Genomic DNA, 18,103 nt, shown 5'->3' with positions numbered 1-18,103 from the left:
TTTTTGAAATTTTACTTAATTTTGTAAAAAATGCACAAACGACTTTTAATCATTTGTGCATTTTAATATAAAGATTTATTTAATCATATCTAAGAAAGCATCTTCGTCTATAATATCTATACCCAACATTTTTGCCTTTTCAAGTTTGCTTCCTGCCTCTTCCCCTGCTAAAACAAAGTCTGTTTTTTTAGAAACGGAGGAAGAAGTTTTACCGCCGAAACTTTCTATAATCTTTGTTGCTTCATCTCTTTTTAAAGTTGGAAGCGTTCCTGTTAAAACAAAAGTTTTACCAATAAACCTGTCATCTTTTATCACATCGGTTGACTCCATATTTACTCCTGCAACCTTAAGTTTTTCTATAAGTTCCAAATTTTTATCATCACTAAAGAAATCAATAATACTTTTTGAAACCTTTTCGCCGATATCGTCAATGGATATAAGGGTTTCGTAATCGGCACTAATAAAGTTATCCATATTTTTAAAATACTTTGACAATGACTTTGCAGTTTTTGAGCCTACAAATCTTATACCGAGTGCAAAAATAAGTTTAGATAAGTCGTTATTCATTGATTTATTTATAGCAGATATGATATTTAATGCAGATTTTTCTCCCATCCTGTCAAGAGGCGATATGTCTTCACTCTTTAAATAATACAAATCAGCAAAAGAGGATATAAGATGATTATCTATAAGCGAAGAAACAACAGACGGACCCATACCTTCAATATCCATAGCATCACGGGATGCAAAATGAATAATTGTTCTTAAAAGTTGAGCAGGGCATGAAGAATTTATACACCTTGTTGCCGCTTCATCTGAAAGCCTTAATGTTTTTTCGCCACAGGCAGGACAAAATTCGGGCATTTTATATATAGGTAAATCCTCTTCTCTTTTTTCTTTACTTGATGAAACAACTTCAGGAATAATATCCCCTGCTTTTCTTACAACAACAATATCACCTATTCTTATGTCCTTATCAATAATATTATCAATATTATGAAGTGTTGCTTTTCTTACTGTTGTTCCTGCAAGTCTAACAGGCTCTAATATTGCATTAGGGGTTAATACTCCTGTTCTTCCCACCTGAACTATAATATCCAAAAGTTTTGTTTCTTTTTCTTCTGCAGGGAATTTATAAGCAACTGCCCAGCGGGGAGTTTTTGCTGTGCTTCCCATTTTTTCTCTTTGAATAAGGGAATTTAGTTTAATAACTACTCCGTCAATTTCAAAAGGCAATTCCCCTCTTAATTCGCTTATTTCAAGTATTCTTGTATAAACATCTTCAATATTATTAAAAACCCTATAATGCGGAACAACCTTAAATCCGCATTCTTCCATATACTTTAATGTTTCATAATGTGTTTTAAAAGAAGGCAAAGAAGTTCTCTGGATGTTAAAAACAAACATCGAGAGGTTTCTTTCCTTTGTAATCTTAGAATCAAGTTGCCTTAAAGAACCTGCAGCAGCATTTCTCGGATTGGCAAAAAGTTTTTCTCCGTATATTTCCTGAAGTTCGTTAAGTTTATTAAATACATTTGTACTCATATAAACTTCCCCTCTTACTTCCAAAGAGGAGGAATTATTTATATTCTCGGGAACATCCTTTATTGTTCTTAAGTTTTCGGTAACATTTTCTCCTGTTAAACCGTCGCCCCTTGTTGAGCCTGTTACAAACTTTCCGTTTTCATATTCTAACGATACGGAAAGACCGTCAATTTTAAGTTCCACCACATATTCATAATCTTCGTTAAGATATGATTTAACACGCGCGTCAAATTCTATCAGTTCTTCTTTTGAAAAAACATCCTGCAAACTTTCCATTGGAACGATATGCTTAACAGGACCAAATTTTAATGATGCTTCTCCCCCAACATGCATAGTAGGAGAATTACTCGATTTATATTCAGGAAACTGTTTTTCTAAATCTTCTAATTCGCGAAGAAGTTTATCATACTCCATATCGCTTATTTCTGGAGCGTCGTTATTATAATATAAGTTATTATGATATTCTATTGTTTTTTCCAATTCTCTTATTCTGGACTCAAAAAAATCCATAACGTTTCTCCTTTTAAACTATTGCTATTATTTGTTCAATTGCATAATAAGGGTCTGTCATTCCGTTTTTTACTTTGAAATCTAAATCACTAAGAAGTTTTATAATTTCTCTTAATTTCTTAATTTCTATTTTGCCCTTTTGTCTTAAATATTTATTTATAAGAAAACTTCTACCGTTAAGTTCTAACATAGAAAGTGTAACATCCTGCGAAACTCTGTCATTATTATTTAAAATAACAACATATAAATTCATAAAATGGTCACATATTATAGAAAATATTTTTCCCGGAGGATGCTGATTCTTTAAAAGTTCAAGATCTGATAAAATTTCATATGCATTCTTTTTATCTTTATTTATTATGGCATCAGACAAGGAAAACACACGGTCTTCTATTGATTTTTTAACGAGTAAATCAATAACATTACGCGTTACTTCTTCCTCTTCATTAAGATATGCTGATATAACCTCAACCTCTCTTAAAAGACTGTTAATAGACGGTTCGCATATAGAAATAAGATATTCAAGGTCTTCCTTTCTTATTCTTTTTTTATTATTTGCAAACTGACGGTTAATAAAAGTCATCATATCTTTTAAATCAAGTTTATCGCATAAAATATCAACACCGTATTTTTTAATAAGAGTTAACATCGGTTTTGATATTTTCTTAGTATCAGTTTCCTTTTCTCTAATGATTATAACTGTATATTCCGGAATATCCTCAATAATTTCACATACAGTATCTTTAACTTCCTTTTTAGAAGATGTTGACACAATATTTAAACCATTTAAAAACACTATCTTTTTCTCACACATAACAGGGGCTGATTCAACTGCTTCTATAAGTTCGTTTTTATCCGGCATATCGTCAAACTGAGTAAAATTCATACCCATAATATCATTTTCAAGAACAATAGATTTTATCTTTTCGATATATGTGTCTTTAATATAATCTTCTTCTCCATAAAAAAGATAGAGATTATCTATTTTACCATCAGAAAGTCTTTTAGATAGTTCTTTTGAGTTCATATTTTTATCCTTTCAACATCATAAGAAAAGTTATTTAAAATAGATTTATCAGTTAAATATTTTTCAATCATATAGTAATTTACAATGTATTTAGCGCCATATTTATACTCGTCAATATCTTCCATAACAGTTATATATTCTTTAGAGTTTGCAACTAAAGATACCTTAGAAATATTATACTCATCTTTAGGTTTAAGTGTCAAGTTAAAATCATAAATTTGTACACTTATTGTATCGTTTACAGGGATTATTTCTCTTGCCTTTTTATCCATTATATCTGTAAAATACGGGTTAGTTAAAAACTGTGCAGGAACGTATATTTTATCTATGGTAAAGTCTTTATTTTTAATATATTTTATACACTCTCCGTTAAACGCCACATAAATATCAAAATGAGAGTTACACTCATTTTCTATCAGATTATAATTATACTGACCCTCCGTTGAAGAACCGTTTATAAAAATAGATTTATCCTTATACAGCATTATAGATTTACCACTGTTTTCCCCCTGGAAAACATACATATACCCATAAGGAAGTACTGCTCTTTCCAAAGGATAGAATAAATTAACCAGAATATATAAAATAAGAACAGATGATATAACATATTTTAAAACCCCTGACGGTTTTATAAGTATAAAGAAAAGTGCTGTATAATATATACTTATATAATAGACGCTAATGGATAAAGTTTTAAAATAACCAAAAGGAATAGTACCCATAAAGTTAATTAAATTTACACATACACTTAAAATTATATCAAGGGGTACACCTATAAAATATCCAAGTTTAATACTTATTAAAGATATAAGAATAAGTATTATACCGTATATCATAACAACAGTGATTAAAGGCACTATTAAAAGGTTTGCTAAAACTGACATTAAGGGTAAGCCTCTGAAATAATATAAGATAAAGGGAATGGTTAAAACAGTTGCCGAAACTGAAACTGAAATATTATCTTTAAAAAAGCGAGGAATAAATTTTATTTTGTCATTTATTTTTTGGCTAAACAGTAAAATACCCGCCAAAGATGTAAAGGAAAGTACAAATGCAACATTATGTATATAATAAACATTAAATAAAAGCATTATAAGGGCTGTTAACATAAGAAGATAAATATCCATTATTTTCTCTCTGTTGGTTAAATCTGCAAAAGAAAGGATAACAGTCATAATAAGAACTCTTATTACAGACGGTGTAAACCCTATAAAAACAGCAATAAAGAATGATATTATAACAATAATTGCAGAGGACAATTTCCTGTTAATCTTAAGTCTTCTCATTACATAGATAAGCACCATTGAAATAATACTAAAATGCATACCAGACACGCTTACTATATGAGACAAAGAAAGTTTATTAAGCGAATCGTTAAACTCATCCGTTCTTAAATCATCATCCCCAACAAGTACGCCTTTTAAAAACATTGCACCGTTAAAAGAAAGAGTGTTATCTAAAATGTATATAACCTTATTCTTAAAATCATAAATAGATTTTAAAAAGCCTTTTCCACTAATAATCTCAGAGTTTTTATCATAGGATATAACATTATAATATAACCCTTGAGAATATCTTGACTTATAGTTTTCTTCTAATGAATATATATCCCCTTTGATTCTTATAGTGTCATAGTATGAAATATAGGGCGTATCATACAGGGTAACCCTTGCTTTTTTATTATATTCTTTAACATAACCATTAAATGTAATAACTGAAGTATCATATTCAGGCTCTGATAAAACTGTAATATTAAGTGCTACATCTTTATCATTTATATCTTTTACACTGTTTAGAGTATAAAAATCATAAACTATATAATAAAAGAAGCCTATAATAAAAAGAATCACAAAAACGAGAACTTTTTTAAAATTAAGTTTCTCTTTATATTTAATTAAAAGATAAATTAAAATAATAATTGCCAGACAAAAAGAAATTAAATCGTTAAATATTCCAGCAAAAATTATACCAAATAAAACTGACAAAATGCCAAACATATCAAACTCTCCAAAAAACAAAAAGGACTTTGCACTCTATTAAAATGCAAAATCCTAAAACTCAAAAAACTTTATAAAACTCTACGCGCTGTATAATAATGAGTATTGTGATATCCTGATGTAATCGGTGTATATGTAACATTACCAGCACCACTTGATGCGTGAATCATTATTCCGTCTGCAACATATATACCAACATGGCTTACAACCCCACCGTCTTTAAAGAACACAAGGTCTCCTGCCTGAAGATTTTCACGAGGAACATAATACCCTGCATTAACCTGTGTGTAAGAAGTACGAGGAAGTGAAATCCCAAACTGAGAGAATATATATTTTGTATATCCTGAACAGTCAAAAGAATTAGGACCGTTTGCTCCGTATACATAAGGTTTTCCTAAAAACTGTTTAGCAAATTCAACAATCTGATTTGATACACTGCTTACATACTGAGGAACTTCCCCAATGGTAAGATATTTATCTGATATGTAACCATACTGACCGTTATATAAAACTTTTACCCATCCGTTAGTATTTTCATATACACTAAACTGAACATACTGAGGAATCTGACAGATAACTGAAGAATCCTGAGACGGACCGCTTCTGAAATTTAGAGAAGTAGCAGTTGTGTACCCTTTTTGTTCATATGATGCATCGGGACGCTCAACACTGCTTCTGTCCACAGGGTTATCATTTCTAACATTAAGATATCTTGATGCAACATAACCTGTAAGACCGTTATATTCAATTTTTGACCATTCACTGTTTATATTTTCTGTAATATTAACAACTGTTCCATAAACCACTGTTGTTGAAATACCGTAATTTGTACCAGGACCGGTACGAACGTTAAGCACATCGGCATTAACAGAGCCACTTGCTGCATACGCAGATACGCCAACTGACATCAATAATAAAACAGAACAAACTAATTTTTTAAAATTCATATTTTCCTCCGTAATAAATAACTGCCACAACACATATGTACTGTAAAAAATGTTATTTGTAGTATTATAAAAAATGTTAGTTAAAATAAATTATAAAGTATTCACATTAAAATACGACGATAAAGTTACCGTCGCATTAAAATTATTTCTTAGTAGATTTAAGTCCAAAAGTAGTGATACCACTAAACAAGCCCTCTATATCCTCCCATTCGTCAAAGGAAAAAGCGCTTGTGCATTCAGTAGTAATAATGTCGTTTAATTTTAATTCAGGTTTAATATATTCTTTCATACTAAAACTCCTTAACAAACATCTTCGTCATCATTATACATCATATATTTTTATATGTCAATACAATTTTTAAAAATCTATAAAATATTTATCTGGCACGATTTTAAAACTTCTATTGCCGCTTCATGCTTCTCCGGTGTAACCCCTGCCATACAAGATTTATAAGCCGAAATTTTTAATTCAGGATAGAATGCTTTTAACAAAAGTGCATTGGAAACAACGCATATATCAGTGCATATACCGATAAATTCAACCTCAATATTATCAGTATTAAAATTATCTTTTAAAAATTGAGGAAGGTCTTTTGAGCCAAAGGTTGTCTTTTCAATTACATCATAATTTTTACCGTTTAGGGCATTTTGAATTTTTGAGTTTAATTCCCAGCCTCTTGTGCCTTTTATACAGTGTGCAAAAGGAAGATTTCTACCCTCCTGGGTATCAAGATAATTTTCAAAATGGGTATCATAAGTAACTATAATATCCCCTTTAAAATTATTTATTTTTTCAACGCAGTTATCCACAATAAGTTCTGCTTCCTTTGTTCCCAGCGCACCGTCAATAAAATCATTTTGCATATCAACAACAATAAGAACTTTCCTCATTTTTTTACTCCTTAAAAATTTATTCTATAACTAATTCATACGACGGACTTATAAGATTTATAATTGTTTTTCCCGGATTGATTACAAGTTCACTTCCGTCATTCTTTTTATATACAGTGTTTGCTCTTCTTGAAGATTTTGACCAGGTTATTTCCTCTACCTGTCCGTTTGTTATGTAATATCCTTTGCCTGTTCCCACAGTATTTATATTTCTTCTTGCAGTACCGTCTCCTAATGCTGTATCGTGTATAAGTTCAATAATAATATTTTTAAATTCAACAGGGTTTGAATTCTGCATTTTATAAATCTTGTTGTCTACTATTTTTGAATACACCTTTTTTCCTTCATTATATTCATATCCTGTTTTGTAATTATATGAATAATTCAATATAATTTTTGTAGCATTTTTTGAAGAATCTAAATCAAAATATTTATCGGCATATTTTATAGAGTTTTTATGCTTTGTTGTAAGATTGTAATTTTTATCTTCAGCAATTTTCAAGATTTTTTCCATATTGGTATAAGCACTGTGCCAGTCGCCTTTATACTTTTCTTCACGCCAGAAAATATGCCCGTCGCTTCCTAAAACACCGTTGATGTTATTTATGCCGAAACTTGATATATCAGTAGTAGCCTGAGGGCTCCATCCAAAGTGGGTATATATTGCATCATTTTCCATAACAAAATCTAAGAAATAATGTCTGGAAGAACGAACAGGCCCTATTTTTTCTATATTTGTGTTGTTATATAATGCCATAAATCTTGTTGAACCGCCTTCAACAACCATCTCATATACTAAATATGCTTCGTCAAGCCCTGCCTGAGGACGCGCACTCTTATCATCATTATCTATCATAACTGCAACAGGACGGCTGTCAGTGTCAACATATTTACTGAAAAATTCTTCTATTTCGGCATCTTTTTCATCAATGATATTAACAACAGGCTGGTCCGAATTATTTTCAGCACCAGGCTTATTTCCCTGTTCATTTACATCTTTTGGTGCACATCCTGAAATTAAGCATAATGATAACACCAAAATTAACGCAGTAATAAATTTTTTCATAGTAATTTCCCCTTTTGTAATTTTATATAAATTTATATTCTGTTTTGGTTTCATACACTTCCCCTTTTTTTATAACAGAATATGGAAAGTGAGAAAATTTTAAATTGTTTGGAAAAGCCTGAGTTTCCAAGCAAATACCACCGTGCACCTTATACCTTGACTTATCCTTATAAACTCTATCTGTTTTTATATGATTTGCCGTATAAACCTGTACTGCAGGACGGTCAGTATACATATTCATTTTAATACCTGTAATATCCCCCGTAAGCGCAGCACATTTTCTATAACCTCTCCCAAAGAGAGCAAAATTATGGTCAAGTCCTCCAAACATCGATATCTGCTTATCCTGACTTTTAATACTCAAATTTAGTTCTTTTTCCTTAGTAAAATCAAAAGGTGTATCTTTAACCGATAAAATTTCGCCATAAGGAAGACACTCCTTAGAGTTAGGAGTATAAAATAAACTGTTAAGCCATAATTTATGAGAATAAACATCTCCGCTGTTATGTCCGTTTAAATTAAAATAACTGTGGTTGGTAAGATTTATAACAGTATCTTTATAGCTTATCGCATGATAGGATATTTTTAGCGAATTATAACTTGTAAGAGTATACGTTACATTAACCTTAACCGTTCCTGGAAACCCCTCTTCATTATCAGGGCTTATACTAAAAAGAGTAATTGCAGGTTCATTTGAATTTAGAATTTTTACATCCCATATCTTTTTATCAAAAGATAAAATGCCCCCATGAAGATTGTTATTTTTGTCATTAGCATTTAATTTATACTCTGTACTGTCAATAGTAAACCTTGAATCTTCAATTCTATTGGAATTTCTGCCTATCATTGCTCCGAAATATCCGTAGTTATCCAAATAATCATTAAAATTATCAAAGCCAAGAACAACATCTATGTCTTTATATTCAAGTCTTTTGATTATTCCGCCATAATTTATAATCTCAGCCTTAAGCCCCTTTTTATTATCAAGCGTATATAAAAAAACTTCTTTTTTTCCTGAAATACCCAACAGCGTTTTTTTCACATACATAATATTTCTCCTTTTATTGTATACAAATATTTATATATAGTCAACATATTTATTATATGTCATAAAATGAACTAAATGACATTTTTATTGCATATATATACTTTATTAAAAAAAATAGAAAAAAAGATTGTTAAATACTTGTCAAACCTTTAAACATATGATATAATGTTGTAAGTTTTCGCAGAAATATGCGAATTTGATAATTTTTTAACAAAGTGTATTAATTTATTTCATTTTGGAAAGAGGTAAAAAACTATGAACAAAATTACTATCATCGGAAGCGGAAGTGTTGGGGCAACAATAGCATATACACTTACAGTTTCAGGAATCTCATCTGAAATCGTGCTTATAGACATTGCGCAGGAAAAAGCACACGGTGAAGCGCTTGATATAAAACAAGGTCTTCCCTTCTTAAATCCTTGCACTGTAAACGCAGGAGGTTATGAAGATGCAAAAGATTCTGACATTGTAATTATAACATCAGGTGTAGCAAGAAAACCCGGTCAGACAAGACTTGACCTTGCTAAGACAAATATAAATATATTAAGAAACATTATGCCTCAGATTACAAAGAGCGCTCCGAATGCAATATATCTTATCGTAAGTAACCCTGTTGATATTTTAACATATGTATTCTGCAAAGAATCAGGAATACCTGAAAACAGAATTATAGGTTCAGGAACAATTCTTGACACATCAAGACTTCGTTCCCGTCTTTCTGAATATTTTTCAATCAGCCAGAAAAATGTTCACGCATATGTATTCGGCGAACATGGAGATTCATCTTTTATACCATGGTCTTTAGCGAATGTATCAAACGTTCCTATTGCTAACTGCGATAAATCATTCGGCTTAAGAAACGAAGAACTTCCTGAGTTTTCCACCGAAGCAGTTGAAGACTATGTAAGAAAAACTGCAGCAGTTGTTATAGAAAGCAAGGGTGCAACATTCTACGCAGTATCAGCATCCGTTTGTTATATATGCAAATGTATCTTAAGCGGAATTGATACAACAATGACTGTATCAACAATGATGCACGGTGAATACGGAATTGACGATGTATGTTTAAGCACACTTTCTATTATAGGAAGCACAGGTATAAGAGGAATGGTTAACCCTCCTCTTACAGATGAAGAAATTGCTAAACTTAAAAACAGCGCTGATAAATTAAAATCAATAATCAAAGATGCTGAAATAAATAAGTAAGGAGAATAAAGATTATGGAATACCGTATAGAACACGATTCAATGGGCGAGGTTAAAGTACCTGCCGATAAATTATGGGCTGCACAGACACAAAGAAGCCAGGAAAACTTCCAGATAGGCGTTAATATAGAAACAATGCCTAAGGAAATTATCCACGCATTCGGCATACTTAAAAAAGCAGCGGCTCAGGCAAATAACGAACTTAAAAAAGAAAAAATGACAGATGAAAAACTAAGCGCAATAGAAAGTGCTTGTGATGAAGTAATTATGGGAAAATTAAATGATAACTTCCCTCTTGTTGTATGGCAGACAGGTTCAGGCACACAGTCTAATATGAATGCAAATGAAGTAATTGCCAACAGAGGTAATATGATTTTAGGCAAAAAACTTCTTCATCCGAACGATGATGTTAATATGAGCCAGTCTTCAAATGACACATTCCCTACTGCTATGCATATTGCAGCAGTTCTTATGTTAGAGGATAAACTTATCCCTGCTGCAAAAACACTTATAGAAACATTTAAAAGACTTGAAAAAGAAAACGAAGGTATTGTTAAAAGCGGAAGAACACATCTTCAGGATGCTACTCCTATTACATTCAGTCAGGAAATAAGCGGATGGAGATCAAGTTTGGAACGCGATGTTGAACTTATTGAGCGTTCAATATCCCCTCTTTTAGAACTTGCGCTTGGTGGTACAGCAGTTGGAACAGGTCTTAACGCGCCTAAAGAATTCGGCGAAGTAGTTGCTAAAAAAGTTGCACTTCTTACAGGTAAAAACTTTGTTACAGCAGAAAATAAATTCCATGCACTTACATCAAAAGATGAATTGGTGTTTGCACACGGTGCAATAAAGGCTCTTGCTTGTGATATGCTAAAAATTGCAAACGACATCCGTTGGCTTGCAAGCGGACCAAGAGACGGTCTTGGCGAAATATTTATTCCTGAAAACGAGCCTGGTTCTTCAATTATGCCTGGTAAAGTTAACCCTACACAGTGTGAAGCAGTTACAATGGTTGCTGTTCAGGTAATGGGTAACGATGTTAGTGTCGGTATGGCTGCATCTCAGGGTAATTTTGAACTTAATGTATTTATGCCTGTATGTATCTATAACTTTTTACAGTCTGCAAGACTTTTATCAGAAGCGATTATTTCCTTTAACAATAACTGTGCAGTTGGCATAAAAGCAAACAAAGAAAAAATGCATCACAATCTTCACAATTCACTTATGCTTGTTACTGCTCTTAACCCATACATAGGATATGAAAATGCAGCAAAAACTGCAAAAAAAGCATTTAAAGATAACATTTCTTTAAAACAGGCTTGTGTAGAACTTGGTTTCTTAACCGAAGAAAAATTTGACGAAGTGTTCCATCCTGAACAGATGGTTTAAAAAATTCTGCTTACTTATGAGGAGGAAAGGTAAATGAAAGTATCCTACTTTCCCGGATGTACTTTAAAAACAAAAGCGAAACAATTAGATATATATGCAGTAAAATGCGCCGAAAAACTTGGCGTTACTTTAGAAGAAGTTGAAAACTGGCAATGTTGCGGCGGTGTGTTCACAAACACTAACGACGAAATTGCAACAAAACTTTCTTCAGTAAGACTTCTTACTTACGCAAAAGAAAAAGAGCAAATGCTTGTTACTGCTTGTTCTGCATGTCATAACGTAGTTAAACAGACAAACTACGCAATGAAAGAAGACAAGGACTTTAATTTTAGAGTAAACCAGTATATAAAAGAAGATAAAGAGTATAACGGGGAAACTCAAGTTATACACTATCTTGAACTTTTAAGAGATTACATAGGGTTTGACAAAGTAAAAGAAAATTCAGTAAATTCTTTAAACGGTAAAAAAATTGCCGCATATTATGGATGTTTACTTCTTCGCCCTGGCAAGATTATGAAAACAGACGATGTAGAAAACCCTTCAATAATTGAAGAGATGATAAAAGCAATCGGTGGCGAGGCTATTATTTACCCTATGAGAAACGAATGTTGCGGAGGGTACATATCTTTAGAAGATAAAGAAAGTGCGAACAAAAAAAGTTCAAAAATATGGGAAAGCGCTGTTAAATTAGGTGCCGAAATGATTGTTACCCCTTGCCCTCTTTGCAAGTATAATCTTGAAAAAAACGGTTGCCCTGTGCCCGTTAAATATTTTACAGAAATTCTTGCAGATGCATTTGGCATAAAGGAGGATAATTAAGTATGACAAATAAAGATATACAAAACGAAATTATCCGTACAAGCAAAGTTAATGTGAAAAAATGTATGCGTTGCGGAAAATGCAGTGCCACCTGCCCTGCATATGACGAAATGGAATATCATCCGCATCAGTTTGTCTATATGGTTGAATCAGGCGATATTGAACCGTTGATGAATTCAAAATCTATATATAAATGCTTAACCTGTTTTGCGTGTATTGACAGATGCCCAAGAGGCGTAGAACCTGCAAAACTTGTTGAAGCAATAAGACTTTCTGTGATAAGAAAGCAAGGCAATAACCATCTTAAAACAGATGACATTCCCGCTTTAATTGACGACAAAACACCTCAGCAGTTAATCGTGAGTGCATTAAGAAAATATACTAAGTAAAGGAGGAGCAACTTATGCAAAGAATAGGCGTATTTGTATGCTGGTGTGGTACTAACATAGCAGGTACAGTTGATGTGGAAAAAGTGTCCGATGCCTTAAAAAATGAACAGGGCGTTGTATTTTCTACAAATTATCAATATATGTGTTCTCAGGCAGGTCAGGATATGATTATTGATGCTGTTAAAGAACATAACCTTACAGGAATTGTTGTTTGCTCCTGCTCACCAAGAATGCACGAAGCAACTTTTAGAAAAACTGCTGAAAAAGCAGGTATAAATCCATATATGGTTGAAATTGCAAACATAAGAGAACAATGCTCATGGATACATAAAGATATGGAAGATGCAACCAAGAAAGCAATAATATTAGGTAAAGCAGCAGTTGCAAAAGTTAATCTTAACGCTCCTCTTACACCAGGGGAAACTCCTGTAACCAAAAGAGCACTTGTAATCGGCGGAGGTATTGCCGGTATTCAGACTGCACTCGATATTGCAGATGCAGGTTTTATGGTTGACATAGTTGAAACAAAGCCGACAATAGGCGGAAAAATGGCTCAACTTGATAAAACATTCCCTACCCTTGACTGTGCTGCTTGTATTCTAACACCGAAAATGGTGGATGCAGGTCAGCATGAAAACATCCGTATTTTTTCTTACAGTGAAGTTGAAGAAATCGGTGGGTTTGTAGGTAATTTTGATGTAAAAATAAGAAAAAAAGCGCGTTTTGTTGACGAAACAAAATGTACAGGCTGCGGTCTTTGTACTGAAAAATGTCCGCAGAAAAATGTTCCTAACGAATTTAATATGGGAATGGATAAAAGACGTGCAATATATATTCCTTTTGCACAGGCTGTTCCAAAGGTTGCAACCATTGATGCTGACTATTGCACAATGCTTAAAACAGGTAAATGCGGAGTATGCTCAAAACTTTGTACTGCAGGTGCAATAGACTACACACAAAAAGACGAAATAATTGAAGAAAAATACGGTGCTATTGTTGCAGCGACAGGGTTTAACACAATAAACCTTGATAAGTTTGACGAATTTGCATATAACCAGTCTAAAGATGTTATAACCTCTTTAGAATTTGAAAGACTGACAAACGCAGCAGGTCCGACACACGGAAAACTTCTTCGTCCGTCAGATAATGAACATCCTCATACCATTGTGTTTGTTCAGTGTGTTGGTTCAAGATGTTCTTCATGTGCCGAAAAAGGCAAAGAATACTGTTCAAAAATATGCTGTATGTACACTGCAAAACACGCAATGCTTGTAAGGGATAAATATCCTGATACAGAAGTTTATGTATTCTATATCGATGTTCGTACTCCTGGTAAAAGTTTTGACGAATTTTACAGACGAGCAGTTGAAGAATACGGCGTTCATTATATTAAAGGTATGGTTGGTAAAGTTTGCCCTGAGGGTAATAAACTTATGGTTCAGGCGTCCGACTTACTTTCTAATAAACAACTTCATATAGAAGCAGACCTTGTAGTTCTTGCAACTGCGATAGAACCTGATAAATCTGCACGTTCACTTGCAACAAAACTTACTGCAAGTATGGACACTAACGACTTTTTCACAGAAGCGCATCCTAAACTTCGCCCTGTTGAAAGCCCTACTGCAGGAGTTTTTCTATCAGGTACATGTCAGGGGCCTAAAGATATTCCTGAAACTGTATCTCAGGCAAGTGCTGCAGCATCAAAAGTTATAAGTCTTCTTGTAAAAGATAAACTTAAAGGAAATCCTTGTGTTGCAAGTTCTGACGAACTTATGTGTAACGGATGTTCTATGTGTGCTAATGTATGCCCATATGGTGCAATTACATATAACGAAAAAGAATTCCGTATGCCAGACAGAACAACGAAGATGCGTCGTGTAGCAAAAGTTAACCCTGCAGTTTGCCAGGGATGCGGTGCTTGTACTGTTGTTTGTCCGTCAGGTGCTATGGACCTTAACGGATTTAAAAATTCACAAATTATGGCGGAGGTGGATGCAATATGCAAGTAAATAATGAATTCAAACCAAATATAGTTGCTTTTTGCTGTAACTGGTGTTCATATGCAGGGGCAGACCTTGCTGGTAACAACAGACTTAACTACCCCGACAATGTAAAAATTATAAAAGTTCCTTGTTCATGCAGAGTTAACCCTATGTTTATTCTTCGCGCATTCCAGAAAGGCGCAGACGGAGTAATTCTTTGCGGATGCCACCCAGGAGACTGCCATTACACATCAGGAAATTACTATACAAGAAGAAGAATGGCGCTTTTATTCTCTATGCTTAACTTTTTAGGAATTGAAAAAGAAAGATACCAGGTTGAATGGGTTTCTGCAGCAGAGGGTGCAAAATTTGCAGATACAATGAATAATTTTACCGAAAAGGTTAAAAAACTTGGAAAAAATAAAAGACTGGAGGACTTACGATGCAGAAAATAACACGCGAAATGCTTATAAATAAAGCAACATCACTTTTATCAGATGGCACCGTAAACCGAGTTCTTGGCTTAAAGGCCGGTGAGTTTGGCTATGATGTTACTCCATATGTCTTTTATGATAAAAACTCTATTGAAAAGGACTTTGTGTGGAACGATTTTTGCGCAGCAAACCTTTCAAAATATCTTATAAAAGAAACGCTAAATTCAGACGGTAAAATTTTAGTATTTTTAAAGCCATGCGATACATACAGTTTTAATCAACTTCTTACAGAACACAGAATAGACAAAGAAAAAGTATATGTTATAGGCGTTGGCTGTGATGGAATGGCAGATATCAAAAAGGTTAAAAATCTTTCAGGCGACGGAATTTTAAGCATTACTTCAGAAAACGATAAAATAAAAGTATCTACTCTTTATGAAGATGATAAATATATTGACATAACTGATGTATTATGCGAAAAATGTATGTCATGCAAAAGCAAAAAACACGTTTACTATGACGAACTTTTAGGCGACGACGGAGAAGTTTTAGATTCTGACCGTTTTGATATGGTTTCAAAATTAGAAAATATGACAGAAGACGAACGCTTTTTATTCTGGCAAAATGAACTTTCAAAATGTATAAGATGTAACGCTTGTCGTGATGTCTGCCCTGCTTGTACTTGTGAAAACTGCGTGTTTGACAACCCTAAATCAGGAATTGCCAACAAGGCTGCAGCAGACAGTTTTGAAGAAAAAATGTTTCATATTATAAGAGCATTCCACGTTGCAGGAAGATGTACTGACTGTGGAGAATGCTCAAGAGTATGTCCTCAGGATATCCCTCTTCACTTATTAAACAGAAAGTTTATTAAAGATATAAACGAATTTTATGGCGAATATCAGGCAGGAGAAGAAGTGGGTTTACGAGCTCCGCTTGTTAACTACACCGTAGATGATGTTGAGCCATCAGATGCTGTAAGGAGGGAAAATAATGTTTAAATGCAGTTTAGATAAACTTAATGATGTGTTTTTTACTATCAGTAATAATTACTCTCTTTACCTTCCTGTTGACAACAAAGACTATGCAGAATATAAAAAATGGGAAGAAGGCGTTAAATTAAGCGAAAGACTTAATACCAATAAAAGCCCTAAAGACTTTTTCTTCCCACAGACAGAAGATTTGGTTAATTTTAAAACTCAGGGTAAAAACATAGAGATTTTAGATTTAAGAGAAGAATGTGAAGATTTTGTTATATTCGGTGTAAGAGCGTGTGATGTAAAGAGTTTTGAAATTCTTGACAGAGTGTTTTTAACCGAGCCTTTCGATTCATACTATGCAAACAGACGAAATCACGCAGTTATAGTTTCTCTTGCTTGTACAAAGCCAAGCGAAAGTTGCTTTTGTAATACATTCTCAATAGATGCAACTTCCCCTTCGGGCGATGTTGTATGCTATATTGAAAATGATGAAATTTTCTTTGATGCAAAAACAAAAAAAGGCGAAAAACTTATAAGTTTAATTTCTTCACTTCTTACAGAATGTGATTCTTCAGTTGTTGAAGCACAAAAAGAGCGTACAAGAGAAATTATGAAAAAACTTCCTCTTGCTAATTTGAGCGCCGAAAAATTCGGAAGTGGAAAAACAAACGAATTTTTTGATTCTCCAAAATGGGATGAACTATCCCAAAGTTGTTTAGGTTGCGGAACTTGTACATTCGTCTGCCCTACCTGTCAGTGCTATGACATTAAAGATTTTAATACAGGAAATAAAGTAATAAGATACCGTTGCTGGGATTCTTGTATGTACTCTGACTTTACAAAAATGGCTCACGGAAATTCAAGAAACTCTCAGAAAGAGCGTTTCCGTCAGAGATTTATGCATAAACTTGTATATTACCCAACAAATAATGACGGTATGTTTAGTTGTGTAGGTTGCGGAAGATGTCTTAACAGATGCCCTATCTCAATGAATATAGTTAAAGTAATGAAAGAGTTAGGAGGAAATTAAAATGAATAATTTTGAAGCATTGATTCCAACAATCGGTGTTATAACTGATGTAAGAATTGATACACCTGATGTAAAAACATTCAGAGTTGTTACTCCTGACGGTAAAAAAGCATTTGACCATAAACCAGGTCAATGTGCAATGCTATCCATTCCAGGCGTTGGAGAAGCGATGTTTTCTATCACATCATCCCCTACCAACACCGAATATATGGAATTTTCTATTAAAAAATGTGGTTGTGTAACCGAATGGCTTCATCAGGCTGAAAAAGGTCAGCAGATTACAATAAGAGGTCCTTACGGAAACCCTTTCCCTGTTGAAGAAGTATTTAAAGGTAAAGACTTATTATTTATTGCAGGTGGTATAGGTCTTGCTCCTCTTCGCTCGGTTATAAACTATTGCAGACATTATAGAGAAAACTATGGCAAAATAGATATTGTTTACGGTTCAAGAAGTAAAGAAGATTTGGTAGATTATGATGAAATAATCAACGAATGGATAAAGGATGACGGTATAGACGTGCATCTTACAATAGACCGTGAACAGGATGGCTGGGACGGACATGTCGGCTTTGTTCCGAACTATGTTAAAGAATTAGGTTTTGATACCAATAAAACAGTTATCGTATGCGGTCCTCCTATAATGATAAAATTTACATTAGAAGGTCTTATTTCCATGGGTTATGATAAAACTCAGGTTTATACAACTATGGAACTTAAAATGAAATGTGGCGTAGGAAAATGCGGAAGATGCAACATTGGAGATAAATATGTGTGCAAAGACGGCCCTGTTTTCCGTTGCGACCAACTTGACGAATTACCTGATGAATATTAAGGAGGATTA

General features: G+C 33.4%; 17 protein-coding genes. 9 read left to right on the top strand and 8 right to left on the bottom strand.

The genetic code is table 11. From position 1 onward, the window contains the following. Positions 1 to 75: 75 nt before the first annotated feature. The 8 genes from ligA to IKZ35_05075 all read right to left on the bottom strand — a co-directional run bounded on the left by ligA (position 76) and on the right by IKZ35_05075 (position 9,025). Positions 76 to 2,055, bottom strand: coding sequence for an NAD-dependent DNA ligase LigA (gene ligA / locus IKZ35_05110; GenBank protein ID MBR4893338.1), 1,980 nt, complete (start codon positions 2,053 to 2,055; stop codon positions 76 to 78). Positions 2,056 to 2,068: 13 nt separating this feature from the next. After that, positions 2,069 to 3,082, bottom strand: coding sequence for a DNA polymerase III subunit delta (gene holA, locus IKZ35_05105; protein ID MBR4893337.1), 1,014 nt, complete (start codon positions 3,080 to 3,082; stop codon positions 2,069 to 2,071). Further along, on the bottom strand, positions 3,079 to 5,079 hold the full coding sequence (locus tag IKZ35_05100) for a ComEC/Rec2 family competence protein (GenBank protein MBR4893336.1): 2,001 nt from the start codon (positions 5,077 to 5,079) through the stop codon (positions 3,079 to 3,081). Before IKZ35_05100 ends, holA begins: the two co-directional genes overlap by 4 nt. Before the next feature lie 71 nt (positions 5,080 to 5,150). After that, positions 5,151 to 6,026: a C40 family peptidase gene (locus tag IKZ35_05095; GenBank protein MBR4893335.1), complete on the bottom strand. Its 876-nt coding sequence runs from the start codon at positions 6,024 to 6,026 to the stop codon at positions 5,151 to 5,153. A 142-nt stretch (positions 6,027 to 6,168) separates the two neighbouring features. Continuing rightward, positions 6,169 to 6,315, bottom strand: coding sequence for a hypothetical protein (locus IKZ35_05090; GenBank protein MBR4893334.1), 147 nt, complete (start codon positions 6,313 to 6,315; stop codon positions 6,169 to 6,171). 77 nt (positions 6,316 to 6,392) lie between these two features. Next, positions 6,393 to 6,917 carry a cysteine hydrolase gene (locus IKZ35_05085; protein ID MBR4893333.1) on the bottom strand — a complete coding sequence of 175 codons (525 nt, stop codon included), beginning with the start codon at positions 6,915 to 6,917 and terminating at the stop codon, positions 6,393 to 6,395. Positions 6,918 to 6,936: 19 nt separating this feature from the next. Continuing rightward, a complete protein-coding gene (locus tag IKZ35_05080) occupies positions 6,937 to 7,983 on the bottom strand; it encodes a DUF3048 domain-containing protein (protein ID MBR4893332.1) in 1,047 nt (348 codons plus the stop codon). A 22-nt stretch (positions 7,984 to 8,005) separates the two neighbouring features. Further along, on the bottom strand, positions 8,006 to 9,025 hold the full coding sequence (locus IKZ35_05075; protein ID MBR4893331.1) for a galactose mutarotase: 1,020 nt from the start codon (positions 9,023 to 9,025) through the stop codon (positions 8,006 to 8,008). A gap of 261 nt (positions 9,026 to 9,286) precedes the next feature. Here IKZ35_05075 and IKZ35_05070 point away from each other — a divergent pair, with 261 nt between their 5' ends. The 9 genes from IKZ35_05070 to IKZ35_05030 are packed head-to-tail and all read left to right on the top strand — an operon-like array spanning position 9,287 to position 18,094. Next, positions 9,287 to 10,237: an L-lactate dehydrogenase gene (locus IKZ35_05070; GenBank protein MBR4893330.1), complete on the top strand. Its 951-nt coding sequence runs from the start codon at positions 9,287 to 9,289 to the stop codon at positions 10,235 to 10,237. Positions 10,238 to 10,251: 14 nt separating this feature from the next. After that, on the top strand, positions 10,252 to 11,628 hold the full coding sequence (fumC, locus tag IKZ35_05065; protein ID MBR4893329.1) for a class II fumarate hydratase: 1,377 nt from the start codon (positions 10,252 to 10,254) through the stop codon (positions 11,626 to 11,628). 33 nt (positions 11,629 to 11,661) lie between these two features. Next, positions 11,662 to 12,447, top strand: coding sequence for a CoB--CoM heterodisulfide reductase iron-sulfur subunit B family protein (locus IKZ35_05060; GenBank protein ID MBR4893328.1), 786 nt, complete (start codon positions 11,662 to 11,664; stop codon positions 12,445 to 12,447). 2 nt (positions 12,448 to 12,449) lie between these two features. Further along, on the top strand, positions 12,450 to 12,836 hold the full coding sequence (locus IKZ35_05055; GenBank protein MBR4893327.1) for a 4Fe-4S dicluster domain-containing protein: 387 nt from the start codon (positions 12,450 to 12,452) through the stop codon (positions 12,834 to 12,836). Positions 12,837 to 12,850: 14 nt separating this feature from the next. Then, positions 12,851 to 14,845 (top strand): CoB--CoM heterodisulfide reductase iron-sulfur subunit A family protein, encoded by a 1,995-nt coding sequence (locus IKZ35_05050; protein ID MBR4893326.1) that lies wholly within the window; start codon positions 12,851 to 12,853, stop codon positions 14,843 to 14,845. Then, positions 14,836 to 15,273: a hydrogenase iron-sulfur subunit gene (locus IKZ35_05045; protein MBR4893325.1), complete on the top strand. Its 438-nt coding sequence runs from the start codon at positions 14,836 to 14,838 to the stop codon at positions 15,271 to 15,273. Before IKZ35_05050 ends, IKZ35_05045 begins: the two co-directional genes overlap by 10 nt. Further along, on the top strand, positions 15,261 to 16,253 hold the full coding sequence (locus IKZ35_05040) for a 4Fe-4S dicluster domain-containing protein (GenBank protein ID MBR4893324.1): 993 nt from the start codon (positions 15,261 to 15,263) through the stop codon (positions 16,251 to 16,253). Before IKZ35_05045 ends, IKZ35_05040 begins: the two co-directional genes overlap by 13 nt. Continuing rightward, positions 16,246 to 17,262 carry a 4Fe-4S dicluster domain-containing protein gene (locus IKZ35_05035; GenBank protein ID MBR4893323.1) on the top strand — a complete coding sequence of 339 codons (1,017 nt, stop codon included), beginning with the start codon at positions 16,246 to 16,248 and terminating at the stop codon, positions 17,260 to 17,262. Before IKZ35_05040 ends, IKZ35_05035 begins: the two co-directional genes overlap by 8 nt. Position 17,263: 1 nt before the next feature. Next, positions 17,264 to 18,094, top strand: a complete 831-nt coding sequence (locus IKZ35_05030; GenBank protein ID MBR4893322.1) for an FAD/NAD(P)-binding protein — start codon at positions 17,264 to 17,266, stop codon at positions 18,092 to 18,094. The last annotated feature ends 9 nt before the right edge of the window (positions 18,095 to 18,103 follow it).

This window comes from Clostridia bacterium (assembly GCA_017554615.1).
Taxonomy (GTDB): Bacteria; Bacillota; Clostridia; order UMGS1840; family HGM11507; genus SIG450.
This window is presented reverse-complemented; position numbering and strand designations above follow the sequence as displayed.